Source organism: Streptomyces altiplanensis (assembly GCF_053591575.1).
In genome coordinates, this window is sequence record NZ_JBSFUB010000038.1 from 45,640 (window position 1) to 61,892 (window position 16,253).

The 16,253-nt window shown below is 67.7% G+C and carries 17 protein-coding genes and 1 pseudogene; 7 read left to right on the plus strand and 11 right to left on the minus strand.

Annotated elements, in window-relative coordinates; translation table 11 throughout:
* Positions 1-76: 76 nt before the first annotated feature.
* Together ACWD0Y_RS18505 and ACWD0Y_RS18510 are read right to left on the minus strand one after the other, a co-directional pair.
* A complete protein-coding gene (locus ACWD0Y_RS18505) occupies positions 77-1,915 on the minus strand; it encodes an FG-GAP-like repeat-containing protein (RefSeq protein ID WP_450261407.1) in 1,839 nt (612 codons plus the stop codon).
* Between the two features lie 67 nt (positions 1,916-1,982).
* Positions 1,983-2,702, minus strand: coding sequence for a hypothetical protein (locus ACWD0Y_RS18510; protein WP_450261408.1), 720 nt, complete (start codon positions 2,700-2,702; stop codon positions 1,983-1,985).
* 404 nt (positions 2,703-3,106) lie between these two features.
* On the opposite strand from ACWD0Y_RS18510, the gene ACWD0Y_RS18515 reads away from it, so the two are divergent.
* Both ACWD0Y_RS18515 and ACWD0Y_RS18520 read left to right on the plus strand, forming a co-directional pair.
* On the plus strand, positions 3,107-4,201 hold the full coding sequence (locus tag ACWD0Y_RS18515; RefSeq protein WP_450261409.1) for a hypothetical protein: 1,095 nt from the start codon (positions 3,107-3,109) through the stop codon (positions 4,199-4,201).
* A gap of 40 nt (positions 4,202-4,241) precedes the next feature.
* Positions 4,242-4,748, plus strand: a complete 507-nt coding sequence (locus ACWD0Y_RS18520) for a hypothetical protein (protein WP_450261410.1) — start codon at positions 4,242-4,244, stop codon at positions 4,746-4,748.
* Between the two features lie 12 nt (positions 4,749-4,760).
* Here the strand turns inward: ACWD0Y_RS18520 and ACWD0Y_RS18525 are convergent.
* The 3 genes and pseudogenes from ACWD0Y_RS18525 to ACWD0Y_RS18535 form a co-directional block, all read right to left on the minus strand.
* Positions 4,761-5,049 (minus strand): annotated as a pseudogene (locus ACWD0Y_RS18525) (hypothetical protein); the annotation flags it as partial.
* Between the two features lie 162 nt (positions 5,050-5,211).
* Complete coding sequence (locus ACWD0Y_RS18530) at positions 5,212-5,409, minus strand: hypothetical protein (protein WP_450261411.1); 198 nt, start codon at positions 5,407-5,409, stop codon at positions 5,212-5,214.
* 95 nt (positions 5,410-5,504) lie between these two features.
* Positions 5,505-6,353, minus strand: coding sequence for a Scr1 family TA system antitoxin-like transcriptional regulator (locus ACWD0Y_RS18535; protein ID WP_450261412.1), 849 nt, complete (start codon positions 6,351-6,353; stop codon positions 5,505-5,507).
* A 769-nt stretch (positions 6,354-7,122) separates the two neighbouring features.
* Here ACWD0Y_RS18535 and ACWD0Y_RS18540 point away from each other — a divergent pair.
* The 4 genes from ACWD0Y_RS18540 (at position 7,123) to ACWD0Y_RS18555 (ending at position 12,353) form a co-directional block, all read left to right on the plus strand.
* Complete coding sequence (locus ACWD0Y_RS18540; RefSeq protein ID WP_450261413.1) at positions 7,123-8,505, plus strand: erythromycin esterase family protein; 1,383 nt, start codon at positions 7,123-7,125, stop codon at positions 8,503-8,505.
* A gap of 1,045 nt (positions 8,506-9,550) precedes the next feature.
* Complete coding sequence (gene uppS / locus ACWD0Y_RS18545; RefSeq protein ID WP_450261425.1) at positions 9,551-10,261, plus strand: polyprenyl diphosphate synthase; 711 nt, start codon at positions 9,551-9,553, stop codon at positions 10,259-10,261.
* Positions 10,258-11,727: an oxygenase MpaB family protein gene (locus ACWD0Y_RS18550; protein WP_450261414.1), complete on the plus strand. Its 1,470-nt coding sequence runs from the start codon at positions 10,258-10,260 to the stop codon at positions 11,725-11,727. The genes uppS and ACWD0Y_RS18550 overlap by 4 nt, the downstream gene beginning before the upstream one ends.
* Positions 11,728-11,879: 152 nt before the next feature.
* The gene (locus ACWD0Y_RS18555) at positions 11,880-12,353 is read left to right on the plus strand and encodes a hypothetical protein (protein WP_450261415.1); all 474 of its coding nucleotides are present in this window, start codon (positions 11,880-11,882) and stop codon (positions 12,351-12,353) included.
* Here the strand turns inward: ACWD0Y_RS18555 and ACWD0Y_RS18560 are convergent.
* Together ACWD0Y_RS18560 and map are read right to left on the minus strand one after the other, a co-directional pair.
* Positions 12,325-12,810: a NucA/NucB deoxyribonuclease domain-containing protein gene (locus ACWD0Y_RS18560; protein WP_450261416.1), complete on the minus strand. Its 486-nt coding sequence runs from the start codon at positions 12,808-12,810 to the stop codon at positions 12,325-12,327. The genes ACWD0Y_RS18555 and ACWD0Y_RS18560 overlap by 29 nt on opposite strands.
* Positions 12,811-13,239: 429 nt before the next feature.
* Entirely contained in the window at positions 13,240-14,022 is a 783-nt protein-coding gene (gene map, locus ACWD0Y_RS18565; RefSeq protein WP_450261417.1) for a type I methionyl aminopeptidase, read from the minus strand.
* 66 nt (positions 14,023-14,088) lie between these two features.
* Here map and ACWD0Y_RS18570 point away from each other — a divergent pair, with 66 nt between their 5' ends.
* Positions 14,089-14,328: a transcriptional regulator gene (locus ACWD0Y_RS18570; protein WP_450261418.1), complete on the plus strand. Its 240-nt coding sequence runs from the start codon at positions 14,089-14,091 to the stop codon at positions 14,326-14,328.
* A 184-nt stretch (positions 14,329-14,512) separates the two neighbouring features.
* Here ACWD0Y_RS18570 and ACWD0Y_RS18575 read toward each other — a convergent pair whose 3' ends face one another.
* From ACWD0Y_RS18575 to ACWD0Y_RS18590, 4 genes are all read right to left on the minus strand, one after another.
* Positions 14,513-15,055, minus strand: a complete 543-nt coding sequence (locus ACWD0Y_RS18575; RefSeq protein WP_450261419.1) for a plasmid pRiA4b ORF-3 family protein — start codon at positions 15,053-15,055, stop codon at positions 14,513-14,515.
* Positions 15,045-15,530: a transposase gene (locus ACWD0Y_RS18580; RefSeq protein ID WP_450261420.1), complete on the minus strand. Its 486-nt coding sequence runs from the start codon at positions 15,528-15,530 to the stop codon at positions 15,045-15,047. The genes ACWD0Y_RS18575 and ACWD0Y_RS18580 overlap by 11 nt, the downstream gene beginning before the upstream one ends.
* Positions 15,461-15,655, minus strand: a complete 195-nt coding sequence (locus ACWD0Y_RS18585; RefSeq protein WP_450261421.1) for a hypothetical protein — start codon at positions 15,653-15,655, stop codon at positions 15,461-15,463. Before ACWD0Y_RS18585 ends, ACWD0Y_RS18580 begins: the two co-directional genes overlap by 70 nt.
* Before the next feature lie 160 nt (positions 15,656-15,815).
* Complete coding sequence (locus ACWD0Y_RS18590) at positions 15,816-16,103, minus strand: helix-turn-helix domain-containing protein (protein WP_450261422.1); 288 nt, start codon at positions 16,101-16,103, stop codon at positions 15,816-15,818.
* Between the last annotated feature and the right edge of the window lie 150 nt (positions 16,104-16,253).

Consider the following 16,253-nt stretch of genomic DNA (forward strand, 5'->3'; position numbering starts at 1 on the left):
ATCCCGGCGCCGTATACAGGACGGCAGCCCGGTGACCCATTGTCGAGATGCCGCTGTTGCTGTTTCAACCCAGGGCTTATCGGGTTCGGAAGCGGCGGTAGAGGTTGCGGGCCACGTACACGCCCGGTCCTCCGAAGCCGACGATGTCGACGCGTCCGTCGCCGGTGATGTCCGCGAGGAAGCGGGGGTGGTGGCCGACCCGCCAGGCGCCGGCGTCGTCGTTGTACCCGAAGCCGCGGCAGGCCAGTTGGGCCTGCTCGAACGTGCCGTCACCGCGGTTGTGGGAGACCCAGACCCCTTCGTCGCCGAAGCCGACGATGTCGGGGTTGCCGTCACCGGTCACATCGGCGAGGAAGCGCAGGTGCTTCTCGGCCGTCCATCCCTGGGCGGTGCCGAAGTCGTTCAGGACGAGCTTCGAGGGCTCGAAGGTGCCGTCGTCGAGGCCGCGTGCGACGACCACGCCGTGGGAGCCGAAGCCGATCATGTCCGTCGCCCCGTCGCCGGTGGTCTTCAGCAGGAACCGGGGGTGCTCCTCGGCCGAGGTCCACCCCTGGTCGGTCCCGAAGTCGGCGAGGACGTACAGGGGCTCGGCGAAGACGCCATCTCCCTCCTGGAGGGAGATCCAGACGCCGTCGTCGTGGCAGCCGACGATGTCGAGCCTGCCGCTGCCGGTGGTGTCGGCGAGGAAGCGGGGATGCTTGTCGGCCAGCCACCCGCCGGCCTTCTCGTCGTGGCCGAAAGCACGGAGAGCGGACTCGTCGGACAGCGGCGCGAAGTTCCCGTCCTCGTCTTGGAGGGAGATCCAGACGCCGTCGTCGTGGCAGCCGACGATGTCGAGCCTGCCGCTGCCGGTGGTGTCGGCCAGGAAGCGGGGATGCTTGTCGGCCAACCACCCGCCGGCCTGATCGCCGTGGCCGAAAGCTTGGAGGGTCGGCTCGCCGCCCGCGGGCGCGAACGTCCCGTCCTCGTCCTGGGTAGACACCCGGACACCGTCGGCTGCTAGCACCACGATGCCGGGCTTGCCTCCGCCCGTGATGTCGGCGAGGGTCCACAGGTCCGCAGGGCTCGCGGAGGGCGCGGGCGGCTGCAGGACCCGCTCCTCGGCCTCGAACGTGCCGTCACCTCGCGCAGCCGCTGTCACGGCCCCCTTGGCTGGCTTGAGCGCAACGATGGCCGCTGGCGCCTTTTCGGCGGTGTCGGCGAGGAACCGCGCGCCGAGTCCGGCCCACCGGCCCGGTTGTGCGCCGGGGCAGGGCACGGCCCCTTCACTCTTCCACCCGCCGGCGTCCTGGTCACTTCCGAACCGCTCGAGGACCAGCAGCAGATCGCTGAACGGGGGTGTCGCGCCGGGTGCGGGCCGCAGCGCCGCCGAGGGAGCCAGACGCCAGGACTGCCGGCCGTTCCAGTGCCCCAGCCGTGCCCAGCGCAGTACGGGGTCGCTGACACGCTCGGGCTCGGCCGGCACGAGACGCCACCGCTGGCTCTCCGCATCCTCGTCGTACGCGCGCAGGACGACCGGGGTGCCGCTCTCACCGGACGCGTCGAGGTCGAGGTCGAGGACGGTGTCGTCAGCCGCGCTCTCGATGAAGTAGAGGGCGGCTGCGCCCTCGACGGGGACGAGGCGCCACTGCTGGGTCTTCTTGCCGTCGGCCGCGTCTCCCTGACGGACGCCGCCGTCCGCGGCGGCAGGCTGCTCAAGGGCCTTCCCGCCGGTCACGTTGCGGATCACGTAGACCTGCTCGTCCTGCGCGGACTGCACGGGAAGGATCTGCCACTGCTCCGGGGCCGGACCGTCCTCGGGGAGCTCACGGACGACGACCGCCCCGCCCTGCCCCGGTGCGGCCCTGCCGTCGAGGATCTCCCCCGTGGCGGCGTTGACGATCTCCAGTTTCAGTTCTTCCGTGGGCACGGGCATCGTGGTGCCTCTTCCAGGCGGTGCGGACGGTGGCTCGGGACGGGTGTCGTACGGCGGTGGCCGCGGATCACGTGAAGACGTGGTGGTACGGGACATTCCACTCGCTGGGCAGGCGCGGGTAGAACGTGTTGATGACCGTCCCGGTGAAGTCCCCGCCCCAGTTGTGGGTGAGGCTCACCTCGCTGTTGGCGGTCACCGCGTGGTCCTTGAAGCCGAGGATGGTGTCGGGGTGGGTGATGGGCACGAAGGTGATGCCGCCCCACGGAGTGACCGTGACGACCCAGAGCTGGGTGTCCTCGGGTGCGCCGTTCTTCCCCCGCCATTTGTCGCCGACCTTGTCGGGCAGGCCGACCTGGACGGTGTCGGCCGTGCTCTGGGGCGCGTCCTGGTGGACGGTGATGCGCCTACGCTGCGGCTTCGGCATGCCGTCGTCGCCACGTCCGGTGTCGGTTCCGCCCGCGCCGACGGGCTTGGGCGTCGCCTGGCCGGCGGCACTCTCGATGAAGTACAGCGGCCGCTGCCCGAAGAAGCCGGCGGGGGTGATGTGCCAGAGGTGGCCCTTGGCCTCCTTGACGGTCTCGTCGAGGGCGGTGGCCAGTTGGACGCCCTTGTCGTGGCTCGCTTCGCCCAGCTCTGCGGGTCGCAGGTAGCCGCCGTTGAAGGCATGGACGAGCATCACCGGACGGTTTTCGACCAGCGCCGCAACGATCGCGTTGTCGTAGCTGTTTACCGCCACCGGGCCGCCGACCACCAAATTGGACATCGCCGTGCGCTCTTGGGTGTACATCGCGGAAACCTCACCTGTTCTGAATGCGAAACACAAAAACTTCGGATGCTTAACACGGCATCCAATGGGGCCGTATTGAAGCGAACCTGGCCTTCGAACGGAAGCCGAACGGAGCTGGATGAACGACCGAAAGCGAAACTCCCCCTGCCATAACGCCTGGGGTCACGGTACCCATGAACAAGGTTGACAAAAAGTCACCGATCGAGTGAATGCCAGTGAAGAAAGGTCACTTCACCGGCATTTCGGAAGCAACTTCCGAAAATCGATCACTCGATTGAGCGTGACATGTGAATACACCTTCCCTGACAAGAGGAGACGCGGTAATTTCGCCTGTCGGAACACGTGCGTTTTCTGTTCTCATTTCACCGAGCATGGTTCGGTCGAAGTCATTCAAGGATGGGTAGATGCCTTCCACTGCATACAGCCTGGTAGACGCCAAGCGTCAGCCGCTGACGAAGAAGAACCTGCGGGAACTCAACATCGAGCAGATCTGGCAGGCCATCCTGAACCACCCCAACCTGGTCTACGCCGACCCCTCCGGTGTAAAACACAAGCCCGTCGGGTTCTCTGTGAACAAGTCGAGCTTCGGCACCTTCTCGGGGACCGCGTTCGAGCGGGGCTGGCTCGCCTACATGAACCTCGGGGAGCCGCTGATCGAGGTGCGGGGCGACATCGCCCAGCCCCCGCCCGACACGTTCTCTTCTCGCACCTACGTCAACCGCAGCGGCACCGAGATGACCTTCACCGACTCGGTCGACTTCACCGTCTCCAACGGAGTCACCTGGTCGCTCCACGGCGACGCCAAACTCACCTTCGGCGGCAGCGTCGGCGCCTCGCTCCAGCTGCAGCTGCAGAACCAGCTCCGCCTGGACCTGCAGGCGCAGCTCGCGGCGTCGTGCCAGAACGGGACGGCGAACAAGAACGCGAACACGGTCACCAACAAGAACAGCAAGGACAGCATCGGCGTCGACAACGCCAACACCACCGAGACGTCCGCGAGCAGCTCCGCGACGAACTCCTCGTCGAACACGATGACCAACTCGGTGGGGTTCACAACCTCGGGCAGCGCCACCGGCAACGCGTCACTCAACGCCCAGTTGGCCCTGGGTATCGCCGCCACGGTCGGCGGCTCCCTGAACACCAGCTGGGCCTCCAAGTCGCAGATCTCCGGCAAGGTGCCGGCGAACTCCCGCGTACAGACCATCGTCACCCAACGGCGCACCCGCAAGCAGTACACCTACGAGATCCCGGTGACCTTCTCCGGACTGATCGCGGTCCAGTACGCCGTGCCGGCGACGGTCCTGTCCCCCCCGCAGCCCGGCACCTACCCTGGCCTCAGCCACATGGTCGCCCGTGACATCAACGACATCGACCTGGCGCCCGGCGGCTTCCGCATGAAGGGACTGGCCGAGGTCGTCTCCACCCTGAACGTCCACCACACCATGCTCGACGTCGAGAACCTGACCGTCAGCCAGCAGACCCTTTACAAGCAGCCCTGACCACGTGGCACCGCCGCCACAACGACCAGAGGTGACGACCATGGTGTTCGACAACATCTTCAACTCCGCCGGCAAGGGCGCGGGGCTTTTCTCCGTGACCACCGACAGTACGAAGCCCCAGCCGGGTGAGGACGTCGACTTCGAGGACTCCGACGACGGCACATACGACGACACGAGCACCAGCCTGTTCAACAACGCGATCCACGGCGCCTCCTCCCGCGCGAAGATCGTGCAGGAGACATCGCCCGAGGCGCGGGCCGTCCTGGGCTTCCTCGGCTCCTTCATCCAGACCACCCAGGCATCCGCCGGCGCGCAGGCCCAGTACGCCCAGGACCCCGGATCGGTCACCAAGGCAGCCTCCGCCGGCATGCAGGACGCGAGCGCGACGGTGAGGGAATACGGCGACCTCCAGAAGGACGAGGATCTGGAGAACAGGCCGAAGAAGAACGACTTCAGCAAGCCCCCCAAGACCCCGGAGGCTCCGAAGGCTCCGGAGGCACCCAAGGCGCCCAAGGCAACCGCGGAGAAGCCGTCCCGCTCCGAGTAGGCCGGACGTGTGAGAGGAGGCAGGCCCGGGTTTCTCCTCGAGGACGGCGAACTGGGCATCGGTGACGGTCGAGGAGTTCGCCGGGCCCGTCAAGCGCAAGGCCTCCATGCCGCCCTCGCGCCAGGCACGGCGCCACCGACCGCACACTCACCCGCAGGTCCTTCGCGATCACCGTGGCTTTCTCATCCACCGCGAACCGCACCCCGGCCTGAAGCGGGATCCCCTCAGGAAACGGCCGACGCTCAGCGGGCAGACCCCACTCTCCGAATACCTCACCCCACCGGCACACCGCGAGGATCATGAACCGTCACCACCTGACAGCGACCCGAAAACCTCAGTACGTATCCGAGCTGATCCGCGCAGACGCTTGAACTGGTGGAGCCAGGCGAAGGTCCGCTCCACCACTCAACGTGTCTTGCCCGGTCCGGAGCCGTGGGCGACGCCGCGGCGGGACCGCCATCATCTACCTCGCCGGACTCCACATCGCCGCCGTCTTCCGCCGCCCCACCGACTTTATGCTGGCGTCCGGGGCCTGGACGGCGAGGAAGCGGGCGTAGCCGCGGTCGGCGCGGGCGAGCAGCGCCGGGGAAAGCCGGCCGAAGGCAGAGGGCTGGAGTCCGTGTCCTTCCGGTGCGGGTCCGGCGGATGTGGGTGCGCTCATGGGCACCGCCTTCTGTTGCCGGGTGCCTCGGTGTCGTTCGACGCTACGGAGGCCGTCGCTCGCTCCTCAACGAAGTTGCGGAGAATTGCGGAGGTTCACTCCAGGGCGTCGATCGCGGCCCGGATCAAGGCGCGGGCGGCCTCGCCGTAGACGGCCATCTGTGCGAGGCCGGCGAACGCCTTGGCGTAGTCGGCGAGCTCGCGCGGCTGCGTCACCTTGATCTCCGCCGTCAGCGTCTCCACCACGGCCATGGTGTCGTCGTGGACGTAGAACGCCTCCAACGGCCACACGGTGCGCTGCGCGGTGAACGGGATGATCCCCAGCCAGACGGAAGCAAGCGGCATCACGGCCAGGAGATGGCGCAGCTGCCCGCGCATCGCCTCGGGGTCGGCGGTGCGGAAGCGCAGGACGGACTCCTCCATGAGCACGACGTAGCGGTGGCCGCCCTCGTAGAGGAACCGGGAGCGCGCGACGCGGGCGGCGACAGCTTCGGCGACGTCGTCGGGGGTGCCCTGGAAGCGGGTGATCTGCTCCATGAGGGCGGTCGCGAACGCCGGGGTCTGGAGGAAGCCGGGCGGGAGGTTGGAGAGGTAGACGCGGCAGTGGCGGGTCTGCTCGTGCAGGGCGTACCAGTCCTCCTGGACCTGGCGCATGCCGCCCTGGTGCAGGCGGCGCCACTCCAGGTACATCGAGTCGACGGCGCGGGCGGTGGCGATGAGGTCGTCGGCCTGGTCGTCGGCGCCGCACGCCGCGCACCAGGTGCGGATGTCGGTGTCCGAAGGCCCGGCGTCGCCCTTCTGGATGCGGGTGGTCTTCGCCGGATGCCAGCCGCACCGGGCGGAGAGTTCCTTCCCGGTGAGGCCGGCGTCCTTGCGCAGGTGCGTGAGCCGCACTGCGAGCGCCTCACGGGCCGCCTGGGCGCTGGACGATGGAGAGACGGGCATGAGCAGCTCAGGGCGCCTGGACGGTGTACTTCTCGTGCGGGATGCCGCGCTCCCACACCGCACTGACACGATCCTGAGACAGAACCAATCCGTCACTGTCTGAGACAGATGGAAGAACAGCAGGTCGCAGAGTCGCCAGATGGCAGCGAACTGGAGAACCTACAACTTTTGTGGGGTCTCACGAGCCGTGTCCTAATCTCACGGCCAATGTCCTGCTGATGTCCACTCGCGAGACTTCGCAGGTCAGCGACGTGCGCCTCCCGGCCGTTCCGAGGATGTGGACACGATCGTGAGACTGAACGGCTGGACACGGCGTGAGACAGCGCGACAACCACCAGGTCACAGCGTCGCCGTTGGACATGGGCGGCGAGACCCTACATGACTTTGCGGGATCTCAGATTCCGTGGCCGAATCTCAGACCGGAGGGCTCCTGGCTGGCCAGTTGGCCATGTCACTGAGACGCATACGTCAGCGGCTGTCCCGTCTCGCTGAGCTTGAACGAGTCTCACTGTTCTGAGTGAGGCGGCCTCGAATCTCATGTCCAGTGGCGGTTGTCGAGGGTGCGGTCACCCACCGGGGTGACTCGCGTCCCGTTCCATGTGGCTTGTCTCACGGCATCAGTGATGGTCGATTCATGGGTGGGGTCGCCGCAGGCAGGCGGCAGGTCCCGGAGTGGCATCTGCTCCACAGCGGACCTGTGGTTATCCCCAGGAGGAAAACTGAAGGTGGCAGGCTGCCCGGACCTGCCGCCCATCGGCAGCCTTGATCCATGCCTGTATTTCACAGATCACATCGATTGCATCGGTTACTGCTGCTCCTGCTGGCGCTGACGCTCGGGGTCGGTACGCTGACGGTCGCCGCCCGGCCGACGGACGCGAACGCGATGACCGCCACCGATCCGGTGCGCGAACTGGCGCGCGTCGCGGAGCCGCTGCGCTCCACGGAGGCCGGCGCCCCCGGCAGCGATCTGCGCCCGCTCGGCCGCATGATCGGCTCGGCGAAGATCGTCGGCCTGGGTGAGGCTACGCACAGCTCTCGGCAGTTCTTCACGATGAAGCACCGCGTCTTCCGGTACCTCGTCGAGGAGCAAGGCTTCACCACCTTCGCGCTGGAGGCGCCCTGGTCCACCGGTCTGGTCCTCAACGAGTACGTGTTGCACGGGAAGGGCGACCCGGAGAAGCTCATGCGGGAGGAGTTCCAGAGCTCGTACCGGATATGGAACACCCGCGAGTATCTCAATCTGCTGAGGTGGATGCGCGCCCACAACGTTCGCCACCCCGACCGCCCCGTGCAGTTCATGGGTGAGGACAACGGCTACGCGGGACCTGAACTCTTCGACGCGGTCACGGACTATGTGTCCGCGCACCACCCGGAGCTGCTGACGGAGTTCCGCCGCCTTTACCGCGAGCTCCGGCCGACGGGGAGCGTGGAGGAGACCGTCAACGAGAACATAGCCAAGCCCATCGCCGAGCGCGAGCGGACGGCCGCGGATGTGCGGCGCGCCTACGAGCTGCTTCAGGCGCAGGGGCCGGACGGGGACCGGCAGGCGTACGAGTGGATCCTCCAGCACGCCAGGGCCATCTCCCAGACCGGCACCCTCTACGCGTACTACGACTTATCCGACCCGGAGAAGATCGCTCGGGCCATGCTCTACCGCGACCAGATCATGGCGGAGAACACTGTGTGGTGGCAGCGGCACACCGGCCACCGGATGCTGTTGTCGGCCCACAACGGCCATGTCTCCTACGAGTCCGACAACCCTGAGCAGTATCCGAAGACCCAGGGGGAGTTCATACGCCAGACGGTCGGGGCCGAGTACGTGAACATCGGTTACACCTTCGGGCAGGGCTCGTTCAACGCGATGGATCTGACGGATCCGGAGGAGCCCTACCGTCGCTTCTCCGTGAAGCCGCTGGGCGCGGGCAGCAGTGAGGAGGTACTGGAGCGAGTCTCGCGCCGGGACTACTACGTCGATCTGCGGGCCGTGCCCGAGCCGGCGCGAGACTGGCTCATGGCGAAGCGGCTGACCCGCTCCATCGGGAACGCCTGGCCGGAGGACCCCTACCAAACCTCGCTCGGACGCCAGTTCGACGTGCTGATACACCTCCATCGCGTCACGGCCGCGGATCTCCTGTCAACGACCCGGGACTGAAAGTCCCGGGCTTGCACAACCGGTCAGCTGTGATCATTCGCCGGTACTGAGTCCGCCAAGTCACAACGGCGACAGCTCAGTAGGGTCGAGGACTGGCAACCGAGCGTCAGTCACCGCACCAGTCCCCGACCCTACTAAGCACCCGGACTCAGACCCATACGCATCGGCTGCAACCACAGTTGAGCTGTCAGGTCCAGCAGCAGGTTCTGACGCGGAAACGGCCACCTTTGGTGACAACTCTGGAAACAGGCAGTCCACCGTCCTGACACAGACCAGCTCAGGACACATCGGCCTCGCCACGATCGACGGGACTCACGCTCGGCGCCAGTGACACGGCCTCCACGATGCCCCGCCAACCCCGGCGCGAAACCCACTCCAACCTGTCACTCCGCAGGTCAACGGCCCCATCTCCGCAAGGTCTCATGAGACGGAACAGGGGTTTCCGCCTTTCGGTGATCCCGGTTCCGGTCCGGCCCTTCGAAGCATGCAGGCTGACACCTTGGCTGTACAGGTCTCACGCCCGTGTACGGGCTCCCTTCGCGGTCAACTTCCGCACCGGAGGTGGCCGTGGGTAAGGATCGTCCATTCCGGCTGATCGTGGCGCGGTTCACCAAGAGCCAGTGTCAGCCCTGGCCGGTCCGCAGGAAAAACGTGCCGGGTGCGCACGAAGTGAATGAGCGGCATCGTCACCGGCGATGCCGCTCATTCCCGCATGGTGCAGTGCGTTCCCATCCGGTGCCGGTACGAAGGGCTTGGACGTACGTGCCAAGGGTGACAGCCACCCGTTTGGCCGGTCAGGGCCCTTTCGCGCTGCCAGACTCCCGGGAGGCAACGCGCCGGTGGGGCGTGGGCGAGGCAAGGGCGGTGAGACGGGGTGGGCGTGACCGAGCGCGGTACGGCCGGTTGTGCCGCTCCGGACGGGACGGGTCCGGGCGTGAGGGACCACGGCGTCCCGCGCGCACGAGCGGCGGAGGACCGGCCGGGCGAGCGACAGCGCGGCGACGGGTTCGGCGAGCCGCGGCCGGGCGACGGGCCGGCGCGTGCGGTGCCGCAGCACGTGGCCTGCGTGATGGACGGCAACGGCCGCTGGGCGCAGCGGCGTTCGCTTCCCCGCACGGCGGGCCATCGGGCCGCGGAGACGGCCGTTATCGACATCATCGAGGCGGCCCGGACCGCGGGCGTCGAGTGGCTGAGCCTGTACGCCTTCTCCACCGAGAACTGGAATCGCCCTGGCACCGAGGTCGACTACCTGATGCGCCTGGTCCGCCGGGTTGTGCGCAAACACGCGCCGCTGCTGCTCGCCCGCGGCATCCGCTGCCGCTTCCTCGGAGTCACCGACCCGCGCATCCCCCGTGAACTGGCCCGGGACTTCGACGACCTGGCGACGCTGACCGCCGACAACCAAGGGATGACGCTGACCGTCGCCTTCGACCACGGCGGGCGCCGGGACATCGTCGAGGCCGCACGATCGCTGATCCGCAGTGGGACGCCCGCCGGTGAGGTGACCGAGCGGCTCTTCGCGGACCACCTGCCGTTTCCCGACACCCCCGACGTGGACCTCGTCATCCGCACCTCCGGCGAGCAGCGCATCTCCAACTTCATGCTCTGGCAGGTCGCCTATGCCGAGTGGGTCTTCCCCGAGATGCTCTGGCCGGACTTCCGGGCCCCCGACTTCCTCGCCTGCCTGCACACCTACCGGTGCCGCGATCGCCGCTTCGGCGGCGTGCCGCCCCGGACGAATGGAGACCCATCATGACGACCGGAACCACGGGAACGGCCGACGAGACGCCTCTGTTCGGCCCGGAATCGCAGTTCAGTTCCTTCTTCGACGACCCACGCTGGGCGCTGGCCATGATCCGCGCCACCGTGCTGGAGGCGGCTCACCCGCAGATCGGCGCCGCCCTCGTCGACAACTCCACCTTCGTCGCCCACCCCTGGCGCCGGCTTCGCAACACTTTCCTCAGCATGCGGCGCATGTTCGGCGCCGACTTGGCGGTACGTGAACGGGAGGCCGCCCGGCTCAACCGGCTGCACGCCCGCATGAGCGGCTCCGACTCCCGGGGTCGCGCCTACGACGCGATGGACCGGGCGGCCCGGGCGTGGGTGGTCGCCACCCTCTTCGAGAGCGCCGTCACCATGTGCCGGCTGAGCGGCCAGCCGCTCGACCAGGACACGATGGAGCGGATGTACGCCGAGTACCGTGCGTTCCTCGCCGCGCTCGACGGCGACGCCGCAGAACTCCCCGAGGACCTGAATGACTTCTGGCGATACTTCGACCGGGTCGTCGAAAGCGAGCTGGAGAACACCGAGGCGGCCCGCGTCATCCTCTACCGGCTCTTCGACCACCTGCCCGCCCCGGCACTGCTCGACGGCGCGCCGACACTGTGGGCGGCCGGCCGGGCCGTCGTCGGCCCGCTCCTGGGCGCGATCACCGTCGCCTCGCTCCCCGAGCCCTACCGGCGCCGGGCCGGACTGCCGGAGATGCCCGGCGCTCCCACCCTCATGCAGGGCGCCTACCTCGCTGCCGGACTCGCCCGCTTCCTGCCCAAGGGCTGGATCAACGCCGAAAGCATCATCGAAGTCCTCTCCCTCTCACCTGGCAGCGACGACCCCCGCGCCCGGACCATGGCCGCTTTGCGCGCCCGCATGAAGCGGGCGTCGGCCCTGCTCCGCCTCCTCACCCCGCTGGGCGGCGACGCCGATCCCACCCCGGGCCCGGCACCTTCGGCGGGCACAGGGGAGAGCCGGCGCTCGGCGGAGGAGTTCTTCCGCCAGGTGCTGGACCAGACCGGCGACGGCCATCTCGACTGGCCCGACCTCGCCGCCATGGCCCGCGAACTCTCCACCCGCCTCGACTTGGACGAGCCCGAGGAGACCCGGCTCTACGACGCCTTCGCCGCCTGGTGGCGCGAGCTCCAGGCTGCCCTCGACACGAACGGCGACGGCCGCGTCAGCGCCGACGAGTACGCCGCCGCCGTCCCCTCCCTCGCCGGCCCCGCGCTCATCCGCGTCGCCGAGGTGCTTTTCGACGCCACCGACAAGGACGGCAGCGGAACCATCGACGCGGACGAGTACCGGTCCCTCTTCCGCACCGCCTTCCACCGCGACCTCACCGCCACCGACGGCACCTACGGTCAAAGCGCATTTGTGGGCGACTTCCTCTCCTTCATGTCGGGCCGCCGCACGAGCACCCCCTACGACCCCCTCCTCGCCGACGCCTAAAACGTGTTTCGGAAGTGGTTTGAGGTGCTGTTGGTTCGTCACTCCTGAGGCAGTGAGGCAAGCCAGCGGTCGTTCTGGAACTCTGCTCGCCGATCTCCCCGCGCATCGCTATCTGACATTCTGGAAAGAGTCATGCCCGCTGAGTCGAGAGGATGCCCGTGGCGCAGCTTGTCCGGCGGCAGCGTGGGGATGCGTACGTGGGGTACTTCGCGTTCGGGTTGCAGGATTATGACGACGCGGCCCTGCCGGTTCCGTTCCCCGATGACTTTCAGCGCGGCGTTTTCCTTGGCGCGCATCCGGGGCGTCTGGACATCACCAGTGGTGGCCATACTCACACCGCTACGGTGAATGTCGAGGTGTGGGACGCGGCTCCTCCGCCGCAGGATTCGGCCGACTGGGACGAGGTGGCCGAAGCCGATTTCGAGTCGATGAGCGGGCAGTTGGCGGTGTGGTCCATGCACACGGGCCGAGCGGACGACGTCATCACGCTGGCGGAGTCCGGCGGTTCCTGGCGGGTTCGTGTCAGCTGCAGTGGCCGGGCCGAGGCGGCTGCCTTGTCGGAGGGCGAAGGAACCGAGGTCGGGGTGGAGCGCTACCTCATGCAGTTCTGGCCGGCCGGCACATAAGGCGAGGAGTGCCGTGGTGGGAGCTGTCTTCTCCGCTCCCACCACGGCAGCATTCGGAGTCTTCCTCGGCTTGTGCTGCGCCTTCGTAGGTGCTGGCGAACGGGTACTCGTCGCATTCCTTGCCGCCGCTGGTGTAGTTGGGTCCCCAGTAGCCCTTGCACTGCTTGACCGCCACCGCCCGGTTCTTGTCGATGCGGGCGCGGGTCACCGTGCGGTGCAGCAGGTCCTTGGCTGTCTGACCGGGCACCTTCTTCGCGGACATGTACGGTTTGGTGTCTTGCGGGGCAAGGAAAGCCTGGCGGATGTGCGCAGCCTCTGCTTGTTCCTCCGCGCCCTGCTTGGCGCTCGGCGTCAGCGCTGTGATGCAGCTGAAAGCCGCAGCGCCCTTCTTGTCCGGGTTTCCACCGCCGGTGGAATTGGCCGGGCAGGAGGCGGCATCCCAGCGTGGAGCGAGCATGAACCATTTGCCGCCGGTCGCGCCGCTTAGCTTCCAACGCCAAATCGCGACGCGACAAGCTCACGGAGGAGCAGCTGGACGCGCTGCGGAAGCTAGGCACGGAAGTGGGCGTGAGGCTGCCGTCGCCCGACCGCCGAGCCCGCCGTCCGCGCCTTCCCATCAGGTCTGGCTCGCGACCACGAGACCCTCCCGGCCCGCTCCGAGGCCATGACCCACCTCGCCATGACCAACCTCATGGCTCGACACCTCACCGGTGAGTCCCCCACCCCCCAGTGCGACCCGGCATCACCGGATCAAGCCCGCACCACGGGATAAGACACTGGGAGAAAGGCGAGACCCCTGCACAGCATCGGAGCGCGAGTGGTGCGGGCCGCTTCGATGCTGCATGTGCTCACCGCAGTCGAAAGAGGAGCACGAGGGGGGGCAGCCTTACGGCTGCGACGGCTTCGGCAGCGTGAGGATTTCGGCTCCGTCCTCGGTGATGGCGATCGTGTGCTCGCTGTGTGCCGTCCGGCAGCCCGTCGCGCTTCGGAGTGTCCACCCGTCGGCGTCGGTGACAAGTTTGGCGGTGTCCGCCATGACCCACGGTTCCAGTGCCAGCAGCAGCCCGGGGCGCAGTGTGTATCCACGGCCAGGCCGTCCGGTGTTCGCAACGTGCGGGTCTTGGTGCATCGTTGACCCGATGCCATGTCCTCCGAATTCGGTGTTGATCTCGTATCCGGCCTGGCTGAGGACTGTTCCGATGGCGTGGGAGATGTCGCCGGTACGAGCTCCGGGTCTGGCGGCGGCGATCCCTGCTGCCAGTGCGCGTTCGGTTGCCCTGATCATCGCGACGCTCTCCGGGGGCCGCGCATTGCCTACGACGAAGCTGATGGCGGCGTCTGCAGCGACTCCGCCCTTGGAGACGGCAAGGTCAAGCGTGAGCAAATCACCGTCGGCGAGCGTGTAGTCGTAGGGCCGCCCGTGGAGCACGGCGTCGTTTACACCCGTGCAGATGTAGTGGCCGAACGGGCCGCGCCCGAAGGATGGCGCGTAGTCGACGTAGCAGGACAGCGCTCCCGCCTCGGCGATCATGGTTTTGGCCCACCGGTCGATGTCCAGGAGGTTCGTGCCGATCGCGCTACGGCCCTTCAGCGTTTGCAGGATGTCTGCGACCAGGGCACCTGTCTCTTTTGCTCGGGTCAGCAGGGCGGAGTTCAGGATCTCGATCATGTGCCACTTCTCTCACGAGTTCAATAACTATAACGGTCAAACTATACCGGTACTAGAATCATGGTCATGGCCAGGCTGCCACTCACTCCTACAGAGGTCGCACGCGGCCAGCGCCTCGGCGCCCTCCCGCGTCGGGCCCGGGGAGAGCGCTCGATGCTCGAGATTGCGCTCGACGCACGTGTCCCACCGGAGGCACTCAAGAAGATCGAGTCAGGCCGCCTGGCCACCCCCGCCTTCCCGACCACCGCGGCGATCACCGATGCCCTCGGCCTCTCCCTCGACGCGGCGCGGCGCGGGTCGAGATGAGCCAGCCCGACTGCGACGTGAGACCGGCGAACGCCGGTCACTGCGCACGTGAGCAGCTGACAACGTAAGCCTCCGTCCCACAGCCCCATCGGGGTGCCGGACACGAGAGGACGTCTCGCTCCGGCCCTCCCCTACTGCCCCGGCCGGTACACCTAGTGTTGCGCCGCGGAAGTTCCGCCGATGGCTATCGGGCGGCAAGGCGCTTGTTGATGTCCTCGGCGTCGAAGTGGCTGGGGTCGAAGGTGCCGCCGATCCACTCCAGGAGTTCGTCGTGTTCTTCATGGCCAGGGTCGGTGATGGCCTCGATGAAGTTCGCATAGCCCCACGGACCGCCGCAGTCCTCGGGTGGGCAGGCCCGGCGACCGGTCAGACAGCGGGGGTAGGCGGTGCCTGGGTCCCGGGGCAGGGCCTTCTCCACCTCGACGCGGTGGACCCAGCCGTCGCCGAAGTCGTAGGTGTAGGTGATCTTGTCTCCGGCTGCGGGCGCGACCGCGTAGAGCGGGACCTTGCGTTCGTCGCGGTGGCCGAGTTCGCTGTCACGTCGCCCGTAATCGCCGGCCGGGGTCTCAAAGAGGTGCATATGGCAGTTCTCCCAGCCCATCGCGGTCTGGATCACCAGGTGCAGGCGGTCGAGCGTGAGGTCGGCCGGGACCTGCAACCGTCGCCAGATCGGCGGGCGGACGTCGGCCAGAGTGACCTTGATCTGCAGGATGGAGTCAACGGGCATGGCACGGTTCCTTCGCAGCGGCGGCGCTCTCGTACCCAGTCTGGCGGGTCCGGCCCTCGTAGTTCCAACGGACCTGGCAGGCAGGCACGTTGTGGACGACGGTGAAGCCGGTGACCTTCTCCAGCAGGTCCTGGCGCGAGGGAAAGTCCCCGTAACGCAGGACGGCACGGGCCAGGAGGGAGAAGAAGATCTCCACCTGGTTGAGCCAGGAGACGTGCTTGGGGGTGTAGTGCGTCACGATCCGCGGATGCTTCGCCAGCCAGGCCCGGGGGGCCCTGGAGGTGTGCGAGGAGCCGTTGTCCAGAACCAGATGGATCGTCAGCCCAGCGGGAATGTATCTGTTCAGCAGGTCAGGAACTTCACGAAGTGCACGGAGTCGTTGCGCGGCAGTTCCTCCACGACGACCTACCCGGAGTGCACATCCAGCGCGGCGGTGACCGAGACGGTGCCGTGCCGGACGTACTCGAACTCCCACCGGCGCACCCGGCCGGGGCCGGGCAGCCGGTCAGGACGCCTGCGTGAGCGGGCGGCCATCGCGGTCTTCTCGTCCACCGACACCACCACCGGGTCCGGCGAGCAACTGCGGTAGAGGGCGCACACCTCGGCCGCCTTGGTGAAGAAGTCCAGGTCAGCGGGCCGGGCCAGCCAGCTGCGGACCCGGTGCGACTTGACCTGGAGCGCAGCGAGAATTCGCCCGACCTGAGAGGTGGATATGCCCGTGTCCGTCAGGTGATCGGCGAACAGCCGGTGCGACCAGCCGTCACAGGGGGTGGGGCGGCGTGCTGGTGGCCGTCGCCACGATCCGCAGCCGAACCTCCGGCCCGTACACGGGCGGCCGGCCCGATCGGGGTCGGTCCTCCAGCCCAGCCAGCCTCTCCCGAGCGAACCGGTCCCGCCACCGCTCCACCGTGGAGACGTCCAGCCGGACGATCTCCGCTATCCGCCACGCCGGGCACCCTCCAGCGGCCAGCAGGACGATGTGCGCGACGGGCCACGCGCTGCGGGGCAGTATGCGCGCGTACCCGGTGCTCCACCACGCACCGATCATCAGGATCAAGCACCATGCACGGTCAACGAGCCGATGGCCTTGAGAATCTCGGGGCGTTTGACGGTTTTGCCGACGTCGTAGCGGGGTGCCCGGCGCTTGTTCTTGGCGCCGGGTGGCCGTCCGGGGCCGGTGCCTCGGGGTTTGGGAACA

What these genes read in the sequence shown, in the direction of transcription:
- ACWD0Y_RS18570 (WP_450261418.1), top strand. Translation starts at nt 14,089, where the DNA reads ATGGCCAGGCTGCCACTCACTCCTACAGAGGTCGCACGCGGCCAGCGC.
- ACWD0Y_RS18590 (WP_450261422.1), bottom strand. Translation starts at nt 16,103, where the DNA reads ATGATCGGTGCGTGGTGGAGCACCGGGTACGCGCGCATACTGCCCCGC.
- ACWD0Y_RS18520 (WP_450261410.1), top strand. Translation starts at nt 4,242, where the DNA reads ATGGTGTTCGACAACATCTTCAACTCCGCCGGCAAGGGCGCGGGGCTT.
- ACWD0Y_RS18550 (WP_450261414.1), top strand. Translation starts at nt 10,258, where the DNA reads ATGACGACCGGAACCACGGGAACGGCCGACGAGACGCCTCTGTTCGGC.
- ACWD0Y_RS18560 (WP_450261416.1), bottom strand. Translation starts at nt 12,810, where the DNA reads ATGCTCGCTCCACGCTGGGATGCCGCCTCCTGCCCGGCCAATTCCACC.
- ACWD0Y_RS18515 (WP_450261409.1), top strand. Translation starts at nt 3,107, where the DNA reads ATGCCTTCCACTGCATACAGCCTGGTAGACGCCAAGCGTCAGCCGCTG.
- ACWD0Y_RS18530 (WP_450261411.1), bottom strand. Translation starts at nt 5,409, where the DNA reads ATGAGCGCACCCACATCCGCCGGACCCGCACCGGAAGGACACGGACTC.
- ACWD0Y_RS18575 (WP_450261419.1), bottom strand. Translation starts at nt 15,055, where the DNA reads ATGCCCGTTGACTCCATCCTGCAGATCAAGGTCACTCTGGCCGACGTC.
- ACWD0Y_RS18540 (WP_450261413.1), top strand. Translation starts at nt 7,123, where the DNA reads ATGCCTGTATTTCACAGATCACATCGATTGCATCGGTTACTGCTGCTC.
- ACWD0Y_RS18535 (WP_450261412.1), bottom strand. Translation starts at nt 6,353, where the DNA reads ATGCCCGTCTCTCCATCGTCCAGCGCCCAGGCGGCCCGTGAGGCGCTC.
- ACWD0Y_RS18510 (WP_450261408.1), bottom strand. Translation starts at nt 2,702, where the DNA reads ATGTACACCCAAGAGCGCACGGCGATGTCCAATTTGGTGGTCGGCGGC.
- map (WP_450261417.1), bottom strand. Translation starts at nt 14,022, where the DNA reads ATGATCGAGATCCTGAACTCCGCCCTGCTGACCCGAGCAAAAGAGACA.
- ACWD0Y_RS18555 (WP_450261415.1), top strand. Translation starts at nt 11,880, where the DNA reads ATGCCCGTGGCGCAGCTTGTCCGGCGGCAGCGTGGGGATGCGTACGTG.
- ACWD0Y_RS18505 (WP_450261407.1), bottom strand. Translation starts at nt 1,915, where the DNA reads ATGCCCGTGCCCACGGAAGAACTGAAACTGGAGATCGTCAACGCCGCC.